Source organism: Variovorax sp. V93 (genome assembly GCF_041154485.1).
Taxonomy (GTDB): Bacteria; Pseudomonadota; Gammaproteobacteria; order Burkholderiales; family Burkholderiaceae_C; genus Variovorax; species Variovorax beijingensis_A.
The window spans coordinates 3719826-3738898 of the sequence record NZ_AP028669.1; the positions used below are offsets into that span (position 1 = coordinate 3719826).

General features: G+C 67.5%; 16 protein-coding genes. 9 read left to right on the forward strand and 7 right to left on the reverse strand.

Annotated features, from left to right (window positions below; genetic code table 11):
- Positions 1–12: 12 nt before the first annotated feature.
- Genes ACAM54_RS17600 through ACAM54_RS17610 form a run of 3 tightly spaced genes read right to left on the reverse strand, consistent with a single transcriptional unit; the run spans position 13 to position 7740 of the window.
- Positions 13–3249, reverse strand: coding sequence for an efflux RND transporter permease subunit (locus ACAM54_RS17600; protein WP_369648410.1), 3237 nt, complete (start codon positions 3247–3249; stop codon positions 13–15).
- Positions 3246–6353, reverse strand: a complete 3108-nt coding sequence (locus ACAM54_RS17605) for an efflux RND transporter permease subunit (protein ID WP_145746191.1) — start codon at positions 6351–6353, stop codon at positions 3246–3248. Before ACAM54_RS17605 ends, ACAM54_RS17600 begins: the two co-directional genes overlap by 4 nt.
- 49 nt (positions 6354–6402) lie before the next feature.
- The gene (locus tag ACAM54_RS17610) at positions 6403–7740 is read right to left on the reverse strand and encodes an efflux RND transporter periplasmic adaptor subunit (RefSeq protein ID WP_369648411.1); all 1338 of its coding nucleotides are present in this window, start codon (positions 7738–7740) and stop codon (positions 6403–6405) included.
- Between the two features lie 227 nt (positions 7741–7967).
- Between ACAM54_RS17610 and ACAM54_RS17615 the strand changes: the two genes are divergently transcribed.
- From ACAM54_RS17615 to ACAM54_RS17635, 5 genes are read left to right on the forward strand one after another with little or no spacing between them, the layout of a single operon-like run.
- Positions 7968–8489 (forward strand): DUF6622 family protein, encoded by a 522-nt coding sequence (locus ACAM54_RS17615; RefSeq protein WP_369648412.1) that lies wholly within the window; start codon positions 7968–7970, stop codon positions 8487–8489.
- Positions 8490–8520: 31 nt separating this feature from the next.
- Positions 8521–9474: a sterol desaturase family protein gene (locus tag ACAM54_RS17620; RefSeq protein ID WP_369648413.1), complete on the forward strand. Its 954-nt coding sequence runs from the start codon at positions 8521–8523 to the stop codon at positions 9472–9474.
- Positions 9471–9773, forward strand: a complete 303-nt coding sequence (locus tag ACAM54_RS17625) for a 2TM domain-containing protein (protein WP_369648414.1) — start codon at positions 9471–9473, stop codon at positions 9771–9773. Before ACAM54_RS17620 ends, ACAM54_RS17625 begins: the two co-directional genes overlap by 4 nt.
- Positions 9770–10837 carry a sensor histidine kinase gene (locus ACAM54_RS17630; protein WP_369648415.1) on the forward strand — a complete coding sequence of 356 codons (1068 nt, stop codon included), beginning with the start codon at positions 9770–9772 and terminating at the stop codon, positions 10835–10837. Before ACAM54_RS17625 ends, ACAM54_RS17630 begins: the two co-directional genes overlap by 4 nt.
- Positions 10834–11679 (forward strand): LytR/AlgR family response regulator transcription factor, encoded by an 846-nt coding sequence (locus ACAM54_RS17635; RefSeq protein ID WP_369648416.1) that lies wholly within the window; start codon positions 10834–10836, stop codon positions 11677–11679. Before ACAM54_RS17630 ends, ACAM54_RS17635 begins: the two co-directional genes overlap by 4 nt.
- A gap of 91 nt (positions 11680–11770) precedes the next feature.
- Here ACAM54_RS17635 and ACAM54_RS17640 read toward each other — a convergent pair whose 3' ends face one another.
- Positions 11771–12121, reverse strand: coding sequence for a hypothetical protein (locus ACAM54_RS17640; RefSeq protein WP_145746184.1), 351 nt, complete (start codon positions 12119–12121; stop codon positions 11771–11773).
- A gap of 134 nt (positions 12122–12255) precedes the next feature.
- Here ACAM54_RS17640 and ACAM54_RS17645 point away from each other — a divergent pair, with 134 nt between their 5' ends.
- The gene (locus tag ACAM54_RS17645; RefSeq protein WP_369648417.1) at positions 12256–14070 is read left to right on the forward strand and encodes a glutamine--tRNA ligase/YqeY domain fusion protein; all 1815 of its coding nucleotides are present in this window, start codon (positions 12256–12258) and stop codon (positions 14068–14070) included.
- A gap of 55 nt (positions 14071–14125) precedes the next feature.
- Here ACAM54_RS17645 and ACAM54_RS17650 read toward each other — a convergent pair whose 3' ends face one another.
- A complete protein-coding gene (locus tag ACAM54_RS17650) occupies positions 14126–14428 on the reverse strand; it encodes a hypothetical protein (protein ID WP_369648418.1) in 303 nt (100 codons plus the stop codon).
- A gap of 64 nt (positions 14429–14492) precedes the next feature.
- Between ACAM54_RS17650 and ACAM54_RS17655 the strand changes: the two genes are divergently transcribed.
- From ACAM54_RS17655 to ACAM54_RS17665, 3 genes are all read left to right on the forward strand, one after another.
- The gene (locus ACAM54_RS17655; protein WP_209535964.1) at positions 14493–15386 is read left to right on the forward strand and encodes a M23 family metallopeptidase; all 894 of its coding nucleotides are present in this window, start codon (positions 14493–14495) and stop codon (positions 15384–15386) included.
- A 100-nt stretch (positions 15387–15486) separates the two neighbouring features.
- Positions 15487–16413 (forward strand): restriction endonuclease, encoded by a 927-nt coding sequence (locus ACAM54_RS17660; RefSeq protein WP_369648419.1) that lies wholly within the window; start codon positions 15487–15489, stop codon positions 16411–16413.
- A gap of 79 nt (positions 16414–16492) precedes the next feature.
- Entirely contained in the window at positions 16493–17050 is a 558-nt protein-coding gene (locus tag ACAM54_RS17665; protein ID WP_369648420.1) for a hypothetical protein, read from the forward strand.
- Here the strand turns inward: ACAM54_RS17665 and ACAM54_RS17670 are convergent.
- Together ACAM54_RS17670 and ACAM54_RS17675 are read right to left on the reverse strand one after the other, a co-directional pair.
- Positions 17047–17982, reverse strand: coding sequence for a succinylglutamate desuccinylase/aspartoacylase family protein (locus tag ACAM54_RS17670; protein ID WP_369648421.1), 936 nt, complete (start codon positions 17980–17982; stop codon positions 17047–17049). The two genes, ACAM54_RS17665 and ACAM54_RS17670, sit on opposite strands and share 4 nt — an antisense overlap.
- A 114-nt stretch (positions 17983–18096) precedes the next feature.
- The gene (locus ACAM54_RS17675) at positions 18097–19065 is read right to left on the reverse strand and encodes an MBL fold metallo-hydrolase (protein ID WP_369648422.1); all 969 of its coding nucleotides are present in this window, start codon (positions 19063–19065) and stop codon (positions 18097–18099) included.
- Positions 19066–19073: the final 8 nt, after the last annotated feature.

The following is a 19073-nucleotide window of genomic DNA, read 5'->3' on the forward strand; positions in this document are numbered from 1 at the left end:
GACGGGGGTGGGTCATATGCTTGCGGCGCGGCTCAGGTGCCGTTCGTTGCCCGAGCGCCGGCGCAGCTTGTCGAGCAGCACGTAGACCACCGGCGTCGTCAGCAGCGTGAGCAGTTGGCTCGCGATCAGGCCGCCGATGATCGCCACGCCCAGCGGCTGGCGCAGCTCGGCGCCCTGGCCGAAGCCGATGGCCAGCGGCAGCGCACCCAGCGCGGCGGCCAGCGTGGTCATGAGGATCGGCCGGAAGCGCAAGAGGCAGGCCTCGCGCACCGCTTCCACGGCCGAGATGCCGCGCGCGCGCTCGGCATCGAGCGCAAAGTCGATGATCAGGATCGCGTTCTTCTTCACGATGCCGATCAACAGGAAGAGCCCGATCAGCGCAATGATCGAGAAATCCATGCGGAACAGCAGCAGCGCCAGCACCGCGCCCACACCCGCCGAAGGCAGCGTGGTCAGCACCGTGATCGGATGGATCAGGCTTTCGTAGAGCACGCCGAGCACGATGTAGATCACCACGATCGCCGCCAGGATGAGCGCCAGCTGCTGCCCCTGCGACTGCTGCGCTGCGAGCGCCGTGCCCTGGAAGCTGCCGCGCACGTTGACGGGCATCGCAATATCGGCCTCGGCCTGCGCGACGATGCGGCGCGCGTCCTGCAGCGTGACGCCTTCGCCCAGGTTGAACGAGACGGTGCTCGCAAGCTCGGTGTCCTGGTGGTCGATGGAGCTCGGCACCGCGCGCTCGCTGACCTTGGCAATGGCCGAGAGCGGCACCATCAGCGTGGTGTTGGCCGCCAGCGCCTGGCCGGTGGAAGCGGTGCGCAGGCCGGGGTTGGCCGAGGTGGTGGTCGAGGTGCCGGTGCTCGCGTCGGTGGTGTTGGCGAGCGAGCTCACCGTGGTGGCGCCACTCGCGCTGGTGCTGGTGGTGAGCGTCGAAGGCACGTACAGGTCCTTCAGCACCACGGGCGCGCGCTGGTAGCGCGGCGCCCATTCCATGATCACCGAATACTGGTTGAGCTCGTCGTAGATGGTGGCGACCGAGCGCTGGCCGTAGGCGTTGTAGAGCGCGTTGTCGACAGCACTCGAGGTCACGCCAAGGCGCGCGGCGCTGTCGCGGTCGACGTCGACGTAGGTCTCCACGCCGTTGTCGGCCTGGTCGCTGTCGACGTCGGTCAGCGCGGTTTCCTGGCGCAGCCGGTCGGCCAGCTTGGCGGTCCAGGTGCGCAGGTCGGCCAGGTTGTCGCCCTTGAGCGTGTACTGGTAGGTGGAGTTGCTCGAGCGCCCGCCCATGCGCAGGTCCTGCACCGGGCTCAGGAACACCCGCAGGCCGGTGAGCTGGTTGAGCTGCGGCCGCAGCCGGTTGATGACCGCGGCGGTCTTCTCGGTGCGCTGCGACAGCGGCTTCAGGTTGACGAACATGAAGCCACCGCCCGAGCGGCTGCCGCCCGCGAAGCCCACCACGGTGTCCACGGCCGGATCCTTGTGGATGATGTCGACCGCCTGGCGCAGCTTTTCGCTCAGCGCCACCGACGAAATGCTCTGGTCCGCGCGCAGCCCTGCGTTGAGCTGGCCGTTGTCCTGCTCGGGGAAGTAGCCCTTGGGAATGGCGGAGAACAGGTACACGTTGAGCCCGATGACCGCCAGCAGCACCACCATGACCACGGTCTTGCTCGCGAGCGCCCAGTCCAGGCTGTGGGCGTAGGTGCGCAGGCTCCACTGGTACACGCTCTCCGCCATGCGCGCCAGGCGCCCCGGCGGCCTGGCGCCAGGCTCCTCGGCCCGCAGCAGCATGGCGCACAGCATGGGCGTGGTGGTGAGCGAAATGACCAGCGAGATCAGCACCGCCACCGACAGCGTGACCGCGAATTCGCGGAACAGCCGGCCGATCTGCCCGTCCATGAACAGCAGCGGAATGAACACCGCCACCAGCGACAGGCTGATCGACAGCACGGTGAAACCGACCTCGCGCGCGCCGCGCAGGGCCGCCTCGATGCGGCCCATGCCGGCCTCGATGTGGCGGCTGGTGTTCTCGAGCACCACGATGGCGTCGTCCACCACGAAGCCGGTGGCCACGGTGAGCGCCATCAGGCTCAGGTTGTTGAGGCTGTAGCCCAGCAGGTGCATCACGCCGAAGGTGCCGAGCAGCGACACCACCGTGGCCACCGCCGGAATGATGGTGGCGCGCGCCCGGCGCAGGAACAGGCCGACCACCAGCACCACCAGCGCGATGGAGATCATGAGCGTAGCCTCGATCTCGCGCAGCGAGGCGCGGATGGAGTTGGTGCGGTCGGAGGCCACCTGCACCTCGATGTCCTGCGGCAGCTGCGCGCGCAGTTCGGGCAGCAGCTCGCGCACGCCATCCACGGTCTCGATGATGTTGGCGCCAGGCTCCTGCGTGACCAGCACGATCACCGCGGGCTGGCCGTTGAAGAGGCCCAGGGTGCGCGTGTTCTCCACGCTGTCGATCACCCGCGCGACATCGCCCAGCCGCACGGCCGCACCATTGCGCCAGGCGATCACCATGTCGCGGTACTCCACCGCATGGCGGCCCGGCGAGGGCGTGTAGATCTGCAGCCGGCGCTCGTCGTTCTCGATCGCGCCCTTGGGCCGATTGGCGTTGTTGGCCTGGATGGCGGCACGCACGTCCTCGCTGCTGATGCCGAAGCGGTTGAGCGAGAACGGCTCGAGCTCCACCCGCACGGCCGGCAGCGAGCCGCCGCCGATCTCGACCTCGCCCACGCCCTCCACCTGCGAGAGCTTCTGGCTCACGATGTTGGACACGGCCTCGTAGATCTGGCCCGGCGTGCGCGTCCTGGACGTGAGCGCCAGGATCGCGATGGGCGCGGCGGTCGGGTTGCGCTTGCGGTAGATCGGGTTGCTGCGCAGCGTGGCCGGCAGGTCGGCCCGCGCCGCGTTGATGGCTGCCTGCACCTCGCGCGCGGCGCTGTCGATGTTGCGCTTGAGATCGAACTGCAGGCTGATGCGGGTCGAGCCGTTCGAACTGGTCGAGGTGAGTTCGTTGACACCCGCGATCACGCCGAGACGGCGCTCCAGCGGCGTGGCCACGCTCGAGGCCATGGTGCTCGGGCTGGCGCCCGAGAGGCTGGCCGTGACCGAGATGGTGGGAAAGTCGACCTGCGGCAGCGGCGACACAGGCAGCACGAAGAACGCCGCGATCCCGGCCAGCGCAATGCCGATGGTCAGCAGCACCGTCGCGATCGGGCGTTCGACGAAGGGCCTGGACAGGTTCATGCGGCCGCAGCCTCCCGCTTGCGTCCGAACCGGCGGCCCAGCCGGTCGAAGGCCAGGTAGACCACCGGCGTGGTGAACAGCGTGAGCACCTGGCTCACCACCAGCCCGCCGAAGATGGCCAGGCCCAGCGGCCGCCGCAGCTCGGCGCCCTCGCCCCAGCCGAACATCAGCGGCAGCGCCGCGAAAAGCGCCGCCAGCGTGGTCATCAGGATCGGCCGGAAGCGCAGCAGCGCCGCCTGGTGGATGGCTTCGTGCGGCGACTTGCCCTCGCGCCGCTCGGCGTCGATGGCAAAGTCGATCATCATGATCGCGTTCTTCTTGACGATGCCGATCAGCAGGATGATGCCGATGATGCCGATCACGCCCAGGTCGTTGCCCGTGACCATCAAGGCCAGCAGCGCACCCACGCCGGCGGAGGGCAGCGTCGAGAGAATCGTCAGCGGATGGATGTAGCTCTCATACAGCACGCCCAGCACGATGTACACGCACACCACCGCCGCCAGGATCAGCCACAGCTGGTTGGAAAGCGATTTCTCGTAGGCCCCCGCTGCCCCCAGGAAGGTCATGGTCATGCTCGCGGGCATGCCGATCTCCCTGGCCGCCGCGCGAATGGCCGCCACCGACTTTCCGAGCGCCACGTTGTCGGCCGTGTCGAAGCCCACGGTGGCGGCCGGATACTGCGCCACATGCGTCACCTGCAGCGGCGCGGCCTGCTCGCGCACCGTGGCAATCGACGACAGCGTGGTGGCGCCGCCGCTGCCGGTGCGCAGTTGCAGGTTGCCCAGCAGCTGCGGCGAGGCCAGGGCCTCGCGCTGCGCTTCGAGGATCACGCGGTACTGGTTGGTCTCGGTGAAGATGGTCGAGACGATGCGCTGGCCGAACGCGCTGTAGAGCGTGTCGTCCACCGAGCTGGCCGTGACCGAGAGGCGCGAGGCCGTGTTGCGGTCGATGTCCACGTAGGCGGCCAGTCCCTTCGCGCCTGCGTTGGTAGTGGGGTTGCGCACCAGCGGTTCGGTGCGCAGGCGCTCCACCAGCTTCTGCGCCCAGGCATCGACGGTGTTGGTGTCCACCCCTTCGAGCGAGACGCGGAATTCGGTCGGGCCGGTCTCGGCGTCGATGGTCAGGTCCTGCGTGGGCTGCAGGTACAGCGTCACGCCGGCCACGGCCCGCACGCGCTCGCGCAGGCGCTGCATCGTGGCTTCCTGGTTGCCGCGGTCGGCGCGCATGTTGATGAGCATGCTGCCGGTGTTCAGCGCCGTGTTGTTGGCCGCATCCACGCCCACCACCGAGCTCACGCTGGCCACCTCGGGGTCGGCCAGGATCGCGTTGGCGGTCTGCTGCTGCAGCTCGGCCATGCGCGTGTACGACACATCCTGCGCGGCCTCGATGCGCGCCTGCAGCTGCCCGGTGTCCTGGGTCGGGAAAAGCCCCTTCGGAATCACCACGTAGAGCAGCACGGTCAGCGCCAGCGTGGCCACCGCCACGATGAGCGTCAGCGGCTGGTGGCGCAACACCCATTGCAGCCACACGTCGTAGCGGGCAATCACACCATCGAAGAAGCGCTGCACGCTGGCACCGAAGCGCCCGCCCTCCTCCGCCTGCGGCCTGAGCCAGCGCGCCGACATCATCGGCACCAGCGTGAGCGACACCACCGCGGAAATCAGGATGGTGATGGCCAAGGTGACCGCGAACTCGCGGAACAGCCGCCCCACCACATCGCCCATGAACAAGAGCGGAATCAGCACCGCGATGAGCGACACCGTGAGAGAGATGATGGTGAAGCCGATCTGCGTGGCCCCCTTGAGCGCCGCCTTGAACGGCGGATCGCCCTCCTCCAGGTAGCGCGCGATGTTCTCGATCATCACGATCGCGTCGTCCACCACGAAGCCGGTGGCAATGGTCAGCGCCATCAGGCTCAGGTTGTTGAGGCTGTAGCCCAGCAGGTACATCAGCCCGCAGGTGCCCACGAGCGAGATCGGCACCGCCAGGCTGGCAATCACCGTGGCGCGCACGCTGTGCAGGAAGAAGAAGATCACCAGCACCACCATCACCACGGCCAGCCCGAGCTCGAGCTGCACGTGCGAGACCGAGGCCCGGATGCCGGTGGTGCGGTCGCTCAGCACCTCCACCTTGAGCGAGCCCGGCAGCGAGGCCTGCAGCTCGGGCAACTGCTTCTTGATGGCGTCGACCGTGCCGATCACATTGGCGCCCGGTTGCCGCTGCACATTCAGGATGATGGCCGGGTAGAGCACAGGCCGCTGTTCTCCCGCGCGTAATGCGGCCCAGGCGCCCAGCTGCGTGTTCTCGGCGCCGTCGACCACGCGCGCCACGTCGGTCATGCGCACCGGCGCGCCGTTCTTCCACGCGACGATCAGGTTCTTGTAGTCGTCCGCCGTCACGAGCTGGTCGTTGGCGTTGATGGTGTAGGCCCGACGAGGTCCGTCGAAGCTGCCCTTGGCGCTGTTGGCATTGGCCGCGCTGATCGCGCTGCGCAGCGTGTCCAGCCCGATGCCCACCGACGCGAGCGCGTTGGTGTCGGCCTGGATGCGCACCGCCGGCCGCTGTCCGCCCGAAAGCGACACCAGCCCCACGCCGCTGACCTGGCTGATCTTCTGCGCGAGCCGCGTGTTCACGAGGTTCTGCACCTCGGTGAGCGGCATGGTCTGGGAGCTCACGGCCAGCGTGAGGATGGGTGCGTCGGCCGGGTTCACCTTGGCGTACACGGGCGGCGCCGGCAGGTCGGCCGGCAGCAGCGATCCGCCGGCATTGATGGCGGCCTGCACCTGCTGCTCGGCCACGTCCAGCGTCTGGTCGAGCGCGAACTGCAGCGTGACGATCGACACGCCTGCCGAGCTCACCGAGCTCATGCGGTTGAGCCCCGCCATCTGGCCGAACTGGCGCTCGAGCGGGGCCGTGACGGTGCGGCTCATGACCTCGGGGCTGGCGCCGGGGTAGAGGGTCTGCACCTGGATGGTCGGGTAGTCGACCTGCGGCAGCGCGGCCAGCGGCAAGAGCCGCAGGCCCACCAGGCCGGCCAGCACGATGGCCACCATCAGCAGCGCCGTGGCCACCGGCCGTTCGATGAAGGGGCGGGAGGGGCTCATCGCGAACGCGCTCGCTTGTTCCGGGGGTTGTTGTGGCGGCTGCTCTTCATCATTGCGGCGGACGCTGGCGCCGCCGCTCTCCACCGCCTTCGCCGCGCTGTCCGCGCGGGCCCGAGGCCGCACCGTGCGGCCCGGATGCGCCGCCGCGCGGGCCTGCCGCGGGCCGGTCGCCCTGCAGCTGCACGACCGCGCCGTCCTTGATGCGGTCGCCGCCCTCGGTCACCACGTTCTCGCCGGCCTTCAGGCCCGAGGTGATGGCCACCACCTCGACGTTGGCCTCGCCGCGCTTCACCGCGCGCATCGACACCGTGCGGTCCTCGTTGATCACATAGACGTAGTCGCCGTTGGGGCCGGTGCGCACCGCCGTCACCGGCACCACCACCGCGCGCACCTTGCGCAGCAGCATCTGCACGTTGACGAACTGGCTCGGGAACAGCGTGGTCTGCGCATTGCCGAAGCGCGCCTTGGCCTTCACCGTGCCGGTGGTGGTGTCGACCACGTTGTCGAGCGTGGAGAAGGTGCCCGTGTCGAGCGTTGCCGCGCGGGTGCGGTCGAAGGCGGTGACCGGCAGCGGCTCGCCCTTGGCAAGCTGCGCCTGGATGTCGGGCACGCGGTCCTGCGGCATCGAGAACTGCACGTCGATCGGGTTCATCTGCGTGATGACCGCGATGCCGGTGGTCGCGTTGGCCGTCACGGTGTTGCCCGCATCCACCGCGCGCAGGCCGATGCGGCCGGCCACCGGCGCTGTGATGCGGGTGTAGTCGAGGTTCAGCTTGGCGGCGGCCTCGGCCGCCAGGTCGGTGGTGACCGTGCCTTCGAGCTGGCGGACCAGCGCGGCCTGGGTGTCGACGTCCTGCCGGGCGATGGAGTCCTGTCCCAGCAGGGTGCGGTAGCGCGCCAGCGTGACGCGCGCGGCATCGAGCTGCGCCTCGTCGCGCTGGCGCGTGCCGCGGGCCTGCATCAGCGCCTGCTCGTAGGGCCGCGGATCGATGCGGGCGAGCAGCTGGTTCTTTGCCACGGTCTGCCCTTCCGTGAACAGCACTTCGGTCAGCACGCCGCCGACCTGCGCCTTGAGCGTGATGGTCGCGAGCGGCGTGACCGTGCCGAGCGCATCGATGGTCACCGGCAGCTCGATCTCGCGCGCCGCCGCATGGCCCACCGTGACGGTCGCGCCGCCGAAGCCCGGTCCGCCGGCAGGGCTGCCCTTGCGGTTGATCAGATACCAGGCGCCGCCCCCCAGCACCAGCAGCAGCACCAGCGCAATCAGGCTGCCGAGCCAGAGCCTGCGGCGCGAGGGTGGCCGTGCAGGCGGGGACGAAGAAGGTGGGGTTGCCGGTTGGACAGCAGGCGAATCGCCGGAAGAAGGCTCGGAGTTCGGTGATTCCATGGGGTGTGGCAGTGCGCAAGTACAGCCGCTAGTGGAGCGCCGCATCGTAGCGCGCCTGTCTTATGAACCGTAAAGCGCCGGTAAAGCTGCGGACAAGGGCTGCATTTCGCGCCGGTTCGCCGCAGCTCGCGCCGCCGCTCCGCATTTCGTCGCAGGAGCGTGGCGGCGGCGCCGGGGCGCCGGCACAGTCCGCTCCATCGAATCGTCTTTTCAACCGGAGAAACGCCATGCTGCTGCAAATCATTCTTCACACCCCGAAGTGGGTCTTCGCCGTTTTCGTGCTGCTCCTGTGGCTTGGCTGCAAGCAGCTGATGTCCGGCAGCGTCAGCCTGGCCAAGGTCACGCTGATGCCGATTGCCATGACCGGCCTCTCGCTGGCCGGCGTGATCTCGGCCTTCGGCGATTCGCCCGGCGCCCTGCTCGGCTGGGCCGTGGCGGCGGCCGCCCTGGTGCTGGTGGTGCTGCAGCAGCCGCTGCCCGCCAGCACGCGCTACGACCGGGCCACCCGCGAATTCCATCTGGCCGGCAGCGTGGTGCCGCTGCTGCTGATGATGGGCATCTTCTTCACCAAGTACGTGGTGGGCGTGGCCTTGGCCATGCACCCCGAGCTGCGGCAGCAGGCCGGCTTCAGCGTCGCCGTTCCCATGGTGTACGGCGCCTTCAGCGGCGTGTTCGCGGCGCGGGCGGTGCGGCTGTGGAAGTTGGCGATCCGTAGCGACGCCATGGCCGTGGCCGCCCGCGCAGCCTAAGATCGCCGCCGGCCACACTCCAGGAACCGCCATGACAGTGCTCTTTCTGATCCTCAAGATTGCCGTCTCGGTGGTGCTGGCCGCCTCCATCGCAGAGGCGCTGGTGCTGTCGTGGCGCCATGGATGGCGCAGCTACGACTGGAAGGCCGCCGGCGTTTCGGTGGTCGACTTCCTGGTGCGCGAGTACCCGCTGCGCTGGCTGCTGCCGCTCGCCCTCTGGACCGGCGCCATGGACTGGTTCTGGAACCACCGCCTCTTCACGCTGCCCATGGGCCACTGGAGCGGCTGGGTCGCCTGCTTCATCGGCCAGGAGTTCTGCTACTACTGGTACCACCGCGCGGCTCACCGGGTGCGCTGGTTCTGGTGCACGCATGCCATCCATCATTCGCCGAACCAGCTCAACCTGTCGGCCGCCTACCGTTTCGGCTGGACGGGCAAGCTCACCGGCACGCTCGCCTTCTTCATGCTCGCGCCGCTTTTGGGCATGCCGCCAAAGGTGATCCTGCTGATGCTCACGCTGAACCTGCTGTACCAGTTCTGGATCCACGCGGCCTGGATTCCGAAGCTCGGCCCGCTGGAATGGGTGCTCAACACGCCATCGGCCCACCGCGTGCACCATGCCTCGAACCTGGAATACCTGGACGGCAACTACGGCGGCGTGCTGATCGTGTTCGACCGCCTGTTCGGCACCTACATTCCGGAGCGCGCCGACCTGCCCTGCCGTTATGGGCTGGTGAGGCCGATCACCTCCAACAACCTCTTCGAGATCGAGTTCACCCACTGGCGCGCGCTGCTGCGCGACCTGCGCTCGGCGCGCTCGGTGCGGGCTTTCGCCGGCTACCTGCTCAAGCCGCCGGGCTGGCGGCCCGACGGGCCGGGCGAGACGACCGAGGAGCTGCGGCGGCGGGCTGCGCTGCAGCCGCCATCATCACCGTCATCAACCGCCGCCACTCTCATTCCCGTCCAGTTCAAGGAGCTGTCATGAACCCCGTTGCATCCCGTTCGGATTCGTCTCTTCCCGACATCGAAAAGCTCGCCCGCCGCCGCGCCGGCGCCAAGATGGGCTGGTACATCCATGCCTTCGTCTATGTGCTGGTGAACCTCGCTCTGGTGGCGCTCTCCGCATCGCGCGGCCACACCTGGGCCGTGTATCCGCTCATGGGCTGGGGCCTGGGCCTCCTGATCCACGGCGCCGTGATCTGGTTCGTTGCGCCCGGCGGCAACTTCCATGACCGGCTGGTGGAGCGCGAACGGCGGGCGCTGCGCTCCGGAACCCGCGGATGAGTGCCGAAGCGCTCCCCCGTTTCCGCGCGGAGAACATCCGGAGCATGCTGCGGCATGGCCTGATCACTGTCGTGTTCTGCTGCTTCATTGCCGCCGCGCTGGCCATCACGCAGCACGGGAACTGGGATGCGCAGATGGTGTATTCGCTGTCGATCGGGCTGATCAGCTGGCTCTTCATCGACGTGGGCCGGCTGCTGATCAGCGGCCACCGGGAGATCCTCTGGCCGTCCGGCCCCTGGGGCTATCTGCTGGTGGCGGGCGGCGTGACTGTGGGCTTCCTCGGGGGCAACGCCATCGGCGACGCGTGGACCCACCAGCCCCTGCTCGACTTCGGCAGCTTCACGGAACGCAAGCTCGCAACCACGATCGTCATCACCGTGACGGCCACCGTCTGCATGTGCTTCTTCTTCTACAGCCTGGGCCGGAGCAAGCACCTGCGCAGCCAGATCGAGCTGGCGCAGCGCAATGCCACCGAGGCACGCCTCAAGCTGCTCGAAACGCAGCTCGAGCCGCACATGCTGTTCAACACGCTGGCCAACCTGCGCGTGCTGATCACCACCGATCCGCCGCGCGCCGTGGCCATGCTCGACCGCCTCAACAACTACCTGCGCATGACGCTCAGCGGCTCGCGCGCACTTGCGCATCCGCTCGCGGCCGAGTTCGAACGGCTGGCCGACTACCTCGAGCTGATGTCCGTGCGCATGGGCGAGCGACTGCGCTACACGCTCGATCTGCCCGCCGAACTGCGTGACGCGCCGGTGCCGCCGCTGCTGCTGCAGCCGCTGGTCGAAAACAGCATCCGCCACGGGCTCGAACCCAAGGTCGAAGGCGGCGCGATCGATGTGCGTGCGCGGCAGCTCGACGGCCGGTTGATCGTCGAAGTGCGCGATACCGGCGTCGGCCTCGATGCAGCGCAAACTTCCGAAGGCAGCGGCTTCGGGCTCGAGCAGGTGCGCGAACGGCTTGCCACCGTGTATGGCGACCAGGGCCGCATGAGCCTGGCCGCCGGCCCTTCGGGCGGAACCCTTGCCACACTCAGCTTTCCATTGCAGCCCCGTCCATGAATCCCACCGCCCTCATCGCCGAAGACGAACCGCTGCTCGCCCAGGCCCTCAAGGCCGAACTCGCTGCCGCATGGCCCGGACTGCAGGTGCTCGCCACCACGGGCGACGGCCGCAGCGCCGTACAGGAGGCGCTGCGCCTGCTGCCACAGGTGCTGTTCTTCGACATCCGCATGCCGGGCCTCGACGGCCTGGGCGCCGCCGCCGAGCTGGCCGAACGCTGGCCTGTGGACGAGGCGCCCATGCCGCAGCTGGTCTTCGTGACTGCGTACGACGAATATGCCGCCCGCGCCTTCGAAGCCCAGGCCATCGACTACGTGCTCAAGCCCGTGCAGCCCGAGCGTTTGCGCAAGACCGTGCTGCGGCTTCAGCAGGCGCTGGCTGCGCAGCAGCAGGCAAAGCCAGCGCCCGCCGCCGCCGACGAGGCGCTCGAGCGCACGCTTGCGCAATGGCGCGAGGTGCTTGCCGCCGCAGCAGGCAACGGCGCGTCGGCGCCGCCCGCCACTTCCACCGCCCTGCTGAAGATGATCGCCGCCAGCGACGCCGGCGGCAGCACCGTGCGCATGGTTCCGATCGAAGAGGTGCTGTATTTCGAGGCCGCCGACAAATACATCCGCGTGCTGACCGCCGCGCACGAATACCTGATCCGCACGCCGCTCAAGCAGTTGCTGACCCAGCTCGATCCCGAAACCTTCTGGCAGGTGCATCGCGCGGTGGTGGTGCGCAGTTCGGCCATCGAGGCCGTGCACCGCGACGAGGCCGGCAAGCTGCACCTCGACCTGCGCGGCCGGCCCGAAAAAATCCCTGTCAGCCGGCTCTACGGCCACCTGTTTCGCGCCATGTGAAATGGCGGGCACGGCGCGGGCGCATAAAAAAAGCCGACCCCGGAAGGTCGGCCTTTCTTATTGGGCGGATGTTTGCCGCCTGCGGAACCGCTCAACGCCAGTGGCGATGGCCGTGGTAGTAGCCACGCGGACCGTAGTAGCGCGGCGGTCCGTAGTAAGCCGGCGGCGCGTAGTACACCGGGGCCGGACGGTAATAGACCGGCGGCGGCGGACGGTAGTACACGGGCGGCGGCGGTGCGTAGTACACCGGCGCAGGGGCCGCATAGACCGGGGCCGGGTAGTAGGCCGGAGCGCCCACGCCCACGGCAACTCCTGGCAGACCCACGCCGATCGACCAGCTCACGTCGCCACGGGCACTGGCCGAGGTGGCCGCAAACAATGCACCGGCTGCCACGGCACCCGCGGCGGCCCATTTGAAGAAGGTTGAACGTGTGAGGCTCATGATGTTGGACTCCTTGTTGGGGCGTTTTCCGCCCATGTGTGTATTGAACGCGCCAAATGCAAAGCGGTTGCCCGCCGCAATGTGAAGAACGTAGCCAAAGGTAACTGGCAGGGGGTGCGTTCTAGAATGCCGCAATGACCTCCCCGACCGACAAAGACAGCGCAAAAACAGCCGCTGCACCGAGCAATTTCCTGCGCCACGTGATCGAAAACGACCTTGCGCAGGGGGCCTATTCTGGCCGCAAATGGGGTGGCTCGCCCGGCGACGCCGCCCATCACGCCCAGGGCATGGCCGACCCGGCCAGGGTGCGCATGCGCTTTCCGCCCGAGCCCAACGGCTACCTGCACATCGGCCATGCCAAGAGCATCTGGCTGAATTTCGAACTGGCCAGGGAATACGGCGGCGTCTGCCACCTGCGCTTCGACGACACCAACCCCGAGAAGGAAGAGCAGGAATACGTCGACTCCATCCGCGACGCCGTCCGGTGGCTCGGCTACGAAACCTTCCTGGCCGACCGCCCGAGCGCCCCGGGCACCCTGCAGCCGCATGAATACTTCGCGAGCGACTACTTCGACTTCATGTACCGCGCCGCCGAATACCTGATCGGCGCGGGCCTGGCCTACGTGGACGAGCAAAGCGCCGAGGAAATCCGCGCCAACCGCGGCGACTTCAACACGCCCGGCACCGACAGCCCGTTCCGCAGCCGCAGCGTGGAAGAAAACCTCGCCCGCTTCCGCGCCATGCAAGCCGGCCAGCTGCCCGACGGCGCCGCCATCCTGCGCGCGAAGATCGACATGGCGAGCCCCAACATCAACATGCGCGACCCCGCGCTCTACCGCATCCGCCGGGCCACCCACCACAACACCGGCGACAAGTGGTGCATCTACCCGATGTACACCTTTGCGCACCCCATCGAGGACGCGCTCGAGCAGATCACCCATTCCATCTGCACGCTCGAATTCGAAGACCAGCGCCCCTTCTACGACTGGCTACTCGACCGCCTGGCCGAAGGCGGCCTGATCGCCAGCCCGCATCCGCGCCAGTACGAGTTCGCGCGCCTCAACGTCACCCACGTGCTCACCAGCAAGCGCAAGCTGCGCCAGCTGGTCGAGGAAAAGCACGTCGACGGCTGGGACGACCCGCGCATGCCCACCCTCGCGGGCCTGCGCCGCCGCGGCTACACGCCCGAGGCGCTGCGCCTGTTCTGCGAACGCAGCGGCACCACCAAGTCCGGCGGCTGGATCGACTACGCGAGCCTGGAAGCCGCGCTGCGCGACACCCTCGACCCCATCGCGCCGCGCGCCATGGCCGTGCTCGACCCGGTCAAGCTGGTGATCACCAACTGGGGCGAACTGATGGGCGGCGACGAGGTGCTCGACGACTGCTCCGCCCCTGTGCATCCGCACCACCCCGAGATGGGCAAGCGCGAGTTCAAGCTCGGCCGCGAGGTCTGGATCGAAAGCACCGACTACGAGGACGTGCAGCCCAAGGGGTTCTTCCGCCTCTTCCCCGGCAACAAGGTGCGGCTGAAGTACGGCCACGTCATCGAATGCACCGGCGCCACGCGCGATGCCAGCGGCAAGCTCGTCGAAGTGCAGGCCACGCTGGTGCCCGACACCAAGAGCGGCACGCCCGGCGCGGACGCCATCAAGGTGAAGGGCAACATCACCTGGGTGGCCGCGGCCGATGCGGTCGAGGCCGAGGTGCGGCTCTACGAGCGCCTGTTCGCGGCGGCCAATCCCGGCAGCGGCGATCTGCTCGACGAACTCAACAAGGCGAGCCTGGAGGTTTGCTCCGCGTACGTCGAACCGTCGCTGGCCAAGGCGCAGGACGGTGTGGCGTTCCAGTTCGAGCGGCACGGGTACTTCGTGCTCGATGCGAAGGCAAGTGCCGATGGCAAGCGCGTGTTCAATCGCGCTGCAGGCATGCGGGACAGCTGGGGCAAGTAGCCGCCCTCTGTCTGCACAAAGCCGGCGGCCGCGATGGCGCCGGCTTTTTTGTCATTCATTCGTGCCGTTTGTAGACCACGCCCAGCACCGCGCTGTTTTCATCCGTCGTGCACAGCGCCGGTCGCCCCTGCGCGCCGATCTTCAGACTGACCGTGTAGACGCCGTCGCGCGGCGTCGTGCCCTTGTCCGCAAGAACGCTCGACGCCGGCACTCGAAATTCGCGCGCGGCCGCGGCCACGCAGTTCCTGATGCTCGCCTCGGGCGCGCCGCCTACACGGATCGCGGTGCTGTTGCACCCGGCGGCCACGGCGGCCGCGCTTACCATCAAGACCCATCGGCCCAGTGCTCGGATGTTCATTTCCGGTCCCCTTGTGTTCGCTGCGCCCTTGTTTGTTCGCTTCGCAAGCCTTGAGTTCAACGCCATGCATCCCTCGCTTCCCGATTCCCGCTCGACCGGCCTCGACCGCCGCTGCGCCCTGCTCGGCACCTTCGGCCTCATGGCATTGGCCTCGACGCACGCCGGTGCGGCTCCCTCGCCCCGAAAGAAGCCGCCGGAGGTCTGGCCGCATGCATCCCAGGTACCGGGCGGCGTGGCCCGCCTGTCGCTCGGTCCCGCAGCCCGGCGCCCGAAGGCCTTCTCCGGCGACGTGCCGTTGCTGGTGGTGGGTGATGCCATCGAGTGGACCGCACTGGTGGGCATTCCGCTCGCGGCCGTGCCGGGCGAGGCGAGCATCGCCGTACGGTACGAGGGCGGCAATGAAAAGCAGATCGCCTACACGGTGAGCCCCAAGCAATACCGCGAGCAGCGCCTGACGGTGCCGCCGCGCACCGTCGACCTGTCGCCCGAGGACGAGGCACGCTACGAACGCGAACGCGCGCACCTGGCCGCCGTGATGGCCACCTTCACCGATCTGCGGCCCGATGCCTCGCTGCAGATGCGCGTCCCCGTGCCGGGCCGCCGTTCCAGTTCGTTCGGCCTGCGCCGCGTGTTCAACGGCCAGTCGCGCAATCCGCACAGCGGCATGGACATCGCGGCCGGCACCGGCACGCCCGTGCTGGCGCCGCTGCCGGGACGCGTGATCGACACCGGCGACTATTTCTTCAACGGCGGCACGGTATGGCTCGACCATGGCGGCGGCCTGCTGACCATGTATTGCCACCTGAGCCGCATCGACACAAAGGTGGGCGATGTGCTGAAGACCGGCGAGCAGCTGGCGGCCGTGGGCGCCACCGGGCGCGTGACGGGGCCGCATCTGCACTGGTCCGTGATGCTCAATCGGGCGATGGTGGATCCGGCGCTGTTTATTTCGACCTGATTCTTCGAGCACGAAGCGCAGCACCTTCTGCTGTACTTGCCCTTAACGCCTGCTTGCCTCATAAACTCGCCTGACTCACACGAGGGGCGGGGTCGAGGCAATGGCTAAACAAACAAGAACCGAGCGACGCCGCGAGCGCGCGAGGCAGGAGCTTGCCGGCAAGGGCTGGACTGCGATCGCCATCGGCGTCCTAATGCTGATGATCGTTCCTGCCTTCGTGCAAGGCCCCTTCGGGAACATGCTCGGGCCGGCTCTTCGGCCGGTCGGCTGGATGGCGTTGGCCCTTGGAGCGGTGCTGCTGGGCATTCACTACCTCACCGGCCGTGGCACGACATCCCTGAAGGTGGAACAAGCATCGGCCCTTAAATCGGCTCGACCGTCCGCATCTTCCGCTTCGAGGCGCGAGCCGGTCTTTGCCCCCGAACCGACCTTGTCTGCGGAGGAGACCGCGCCACGACAGGAGCAGCAATGGAGCGCCGCCGTGCTCTTCGCCATCGAGTGGCGCCGCTTCGAGGCATTGTGCGAAGCCTTCTACGCCCAGGCCGGATTTACCACCCGAAGCCAATCGCACGGCCCTGACGGCGGTGTCGATATCTGGCTTCAGTCCAAGCACATCGTTGCGCCGCGCATCGTGCAATGCAAGCATTGGCGCAACACGCAGGTCGCGCTGAAGGACATGCGCGAATTTCTCGGTGTGATGGCATCGCACAAGCTGCAGAACGGGACGTTCGTCACCAGTTCGACCTTCACCCGGGAAGCGCTGGCGTTTGCCAAAGCCAATGGTATCCAGGCGCAGGACGGTGCTGCATTGCTCAAATTAATTCACCTTCGTACGCCCGAGCAGCAGGCAGCGCTGCTCGCGGTGGCTTATGAGGGCGAATACTGGCGGCCAACTTGCGCCAGTTGCGGCACGAAGATGATGGAGCGGCCAGCCAAGGGCAATCGCGGCGCCTTCTGGGGATGCAACAACTATCGGCGCTGCGGAGCCAAACCTATCTGGAAAGCCAAAACGCCGAATCCGGCCTGACTCCCACTAATGGGAATGCAGTACTATTAACCCAAAGGAGATTGCCCCGCGCGCTGGTTGTACGGAGGCCGCACCATCGATGCGTTTCACCGTTGTTCTTCTTGCCTGCACCATGGCTCTGTCGGGCTGCATGATCGTTCGCAATCCCACGCCGCAGGAGTTGTCCGCACTCGATGACCCACCATTCGAGGTTCAGTCCAAAGTTGCGCACCTTTTGCCAAAGGCGGAGGCCTGGTATTCAGAGACAGAGATTCAACTTGCGCCTCTTGGGCGCTCTCTTACAGCGGACGAGGTAAGAACTGCGATTGAACTCGGCGTGACCGAACCGGAAAAAGTTCGGGTGGTCGTGCTTGACGAATTTCCGATGCCCAAGGACGAGCAACTACTCGCCGAAGCGAAGAAGCATGGTCTGGGCGGTTGGGCCGAAGGTGGCCGCAGTAATGGCCGCGTCATCTTGCTGAAGCCACGGGTTACGCATTCCCCCGTGGTGCTTCGGCATGAACTGGTTCATCTCGCCCAACAGGATCGGATGGGGCGCACAGCATTCTTGCGCCGCTACCTGATAGAACTTGAGATGATGGGCTACGCTAGATCGCCCCTTGAGCTGGAAGCATATGCAAAGCAAGGGGCACGTTAGATCGGCTTCGTCAGGTACACCGCCTCGCGCCCCACGATCACCCGCTGCGCGGGCATGAAGATCGTGCACTCGTCGCAGGGCGCGCGGATCTCGTCCGGGCCGTTGGTGGCGATCAGCTCGCCCTTGGCAAAGGTCTCGAAGCCGATCAGCGGGCGCACGAACGCGAAGTTTTCCGACTTGATGACGTGGGTCTGCAGCAGTTCGAAGCGGCGCTGCGGGCCGGGTGCCGGCACGGCGGGGTCCTTGTCGATGAGGCCGAAGTGCGCCAAAAAGTCGAGCGAGATGGCGGTGGCCAGCTCGGACGCCGAGCGCAGGAAGTGCTGGCCGCATTCGGCGACCAGCGCCACGCCCTTGCCATCGGGCAGGCCGTGGCGGCCATGCTGGATCAGCGGGGTGCCGGAGCCCAGGCCGTCGGGCATGACCAGGTGCACCGACGGACGGCCGATGGCCAGCGCCGCTTCGGCATTGCGATCGAACGCGGGATACACCCAGAACGGAATCACCGGCTGGCTGGTGGAGTGGATGTCCAGGATGTGGTCGGCCGCGCTCACCACCGGGCGCAGCGCGCGGGCGCGGCGCAGCTCCGGGCTGTCCTCGGTGCCGTCGAGCCATTCGGGCGACCAGATGCGGTTGAGGTTGTGCACCAGCTGGCGGCTGTCGAAAGGCAGCGCCTGGTCGAAGGATTCGTACGCCTCCACGTTGGCAAAGCTCACGGTGAGCGTGCCGATCTTCGGGCGCACCTGGGTGTCGAGCAGGTGCGTGGCGGCGGTCATGCCGCAGATTTCATTGCCGTGCGTGAGCGCGTTGATCAGCACGTGCGGGCCCGGCTTGCCGGACTCGAAGCGGTGCACGTAGTCGATGCCGACGTTGCCCTTGCGGTAGGCGGAGAGGTCGCGCGGGAGGACTTCGAGGGCGGGGGGAGATTGGGTCATGTTGGCGTGGGGTGTGGAACGGAGCGGTCGGGCGAGTTTGCTACAGCGCGCACATTCGTGCTGCTGGCGCGGCAACACCTGCCCGCGCCGTTCAACCTTCAGCCGGCTGGCTGTCTATCGCAGCTGCTGGTAATCCACAGGCACCCAGACATAGCCCTTGCCCTCGGCCCGCACATGGCCCAGCCCCGGGAACGGCAGGTGCGCGCTGCCGACCAGGTAGCGCCCCTTGGCCGCATCGGCATAGGCCTTCTTGCGCTCCGCCGCCGCCGGCTTCGAGTCGACGTCGAACGAGATGGTGATCTGCGGCTGCGCGAACTGCACGGCGGCCACGTGCACCAGGTCGCCCCACAGCACCAGCTTCTGGCCCTTGGACTCGACCACGTAGATGTTGTGGCCCGGCGTGTGGCCGTGGGCAGGCACGGCCTTGATGCCGGGCAGCAGGTCGGTGCTGCCCTTCATGCCCTTGAACTTGCCGGCCTCCACATACGGGTTCAGCGAGGCCATCGCACCCTGGAAGAAGCCCTTCATCTCGGCGGAGGCCTTCTCCAGGTTGCCCTTGTCCAGCCAGAAGTCGGCGTCTTCCTGGCCGGCGTGGATGGTGGCGTTGGGGAACACCAGCTTGCCGTCCTGCACGAGGCCGCCGACATGGTCGCCGTGCATGTGGGTGATGAGCACGTCGTCGACCTGCTCGGGCTGGTAGCCCGCAGCCTTGAGGTTGGCCTGCAGGCTGCCGAGCGTGGGGCCGAACAGGCCGCCGGCACCGGTGTCGACCAGCACCAGCTTGCTGCCGGTATTGATGAGATAGCCGTTCACCGAGGTGGGCACAGTGTCTTTCTCGAAGCCGCGATCGAGCAGCTTGCCGACCTGTGCCTGCGTGGTGTTGGTGAGCAGCTTCCTGGGCTCCAGGTCGATGGTGCCGTCGAACAGCGCCGTCACCTCGAAGTCGCCGAGCATCGTGCGGTAGAAGCCCGGCGCCTGGGTCTTGACCTGCGGGGCGCCGGCGTGGGCTGCAAACGAAAGCATCAGCATGCTGCCGGCCATTGCGGCAATGCCGCGTCGCAGCCAGCGGGTGGATGTTGTCATGGGTTCTT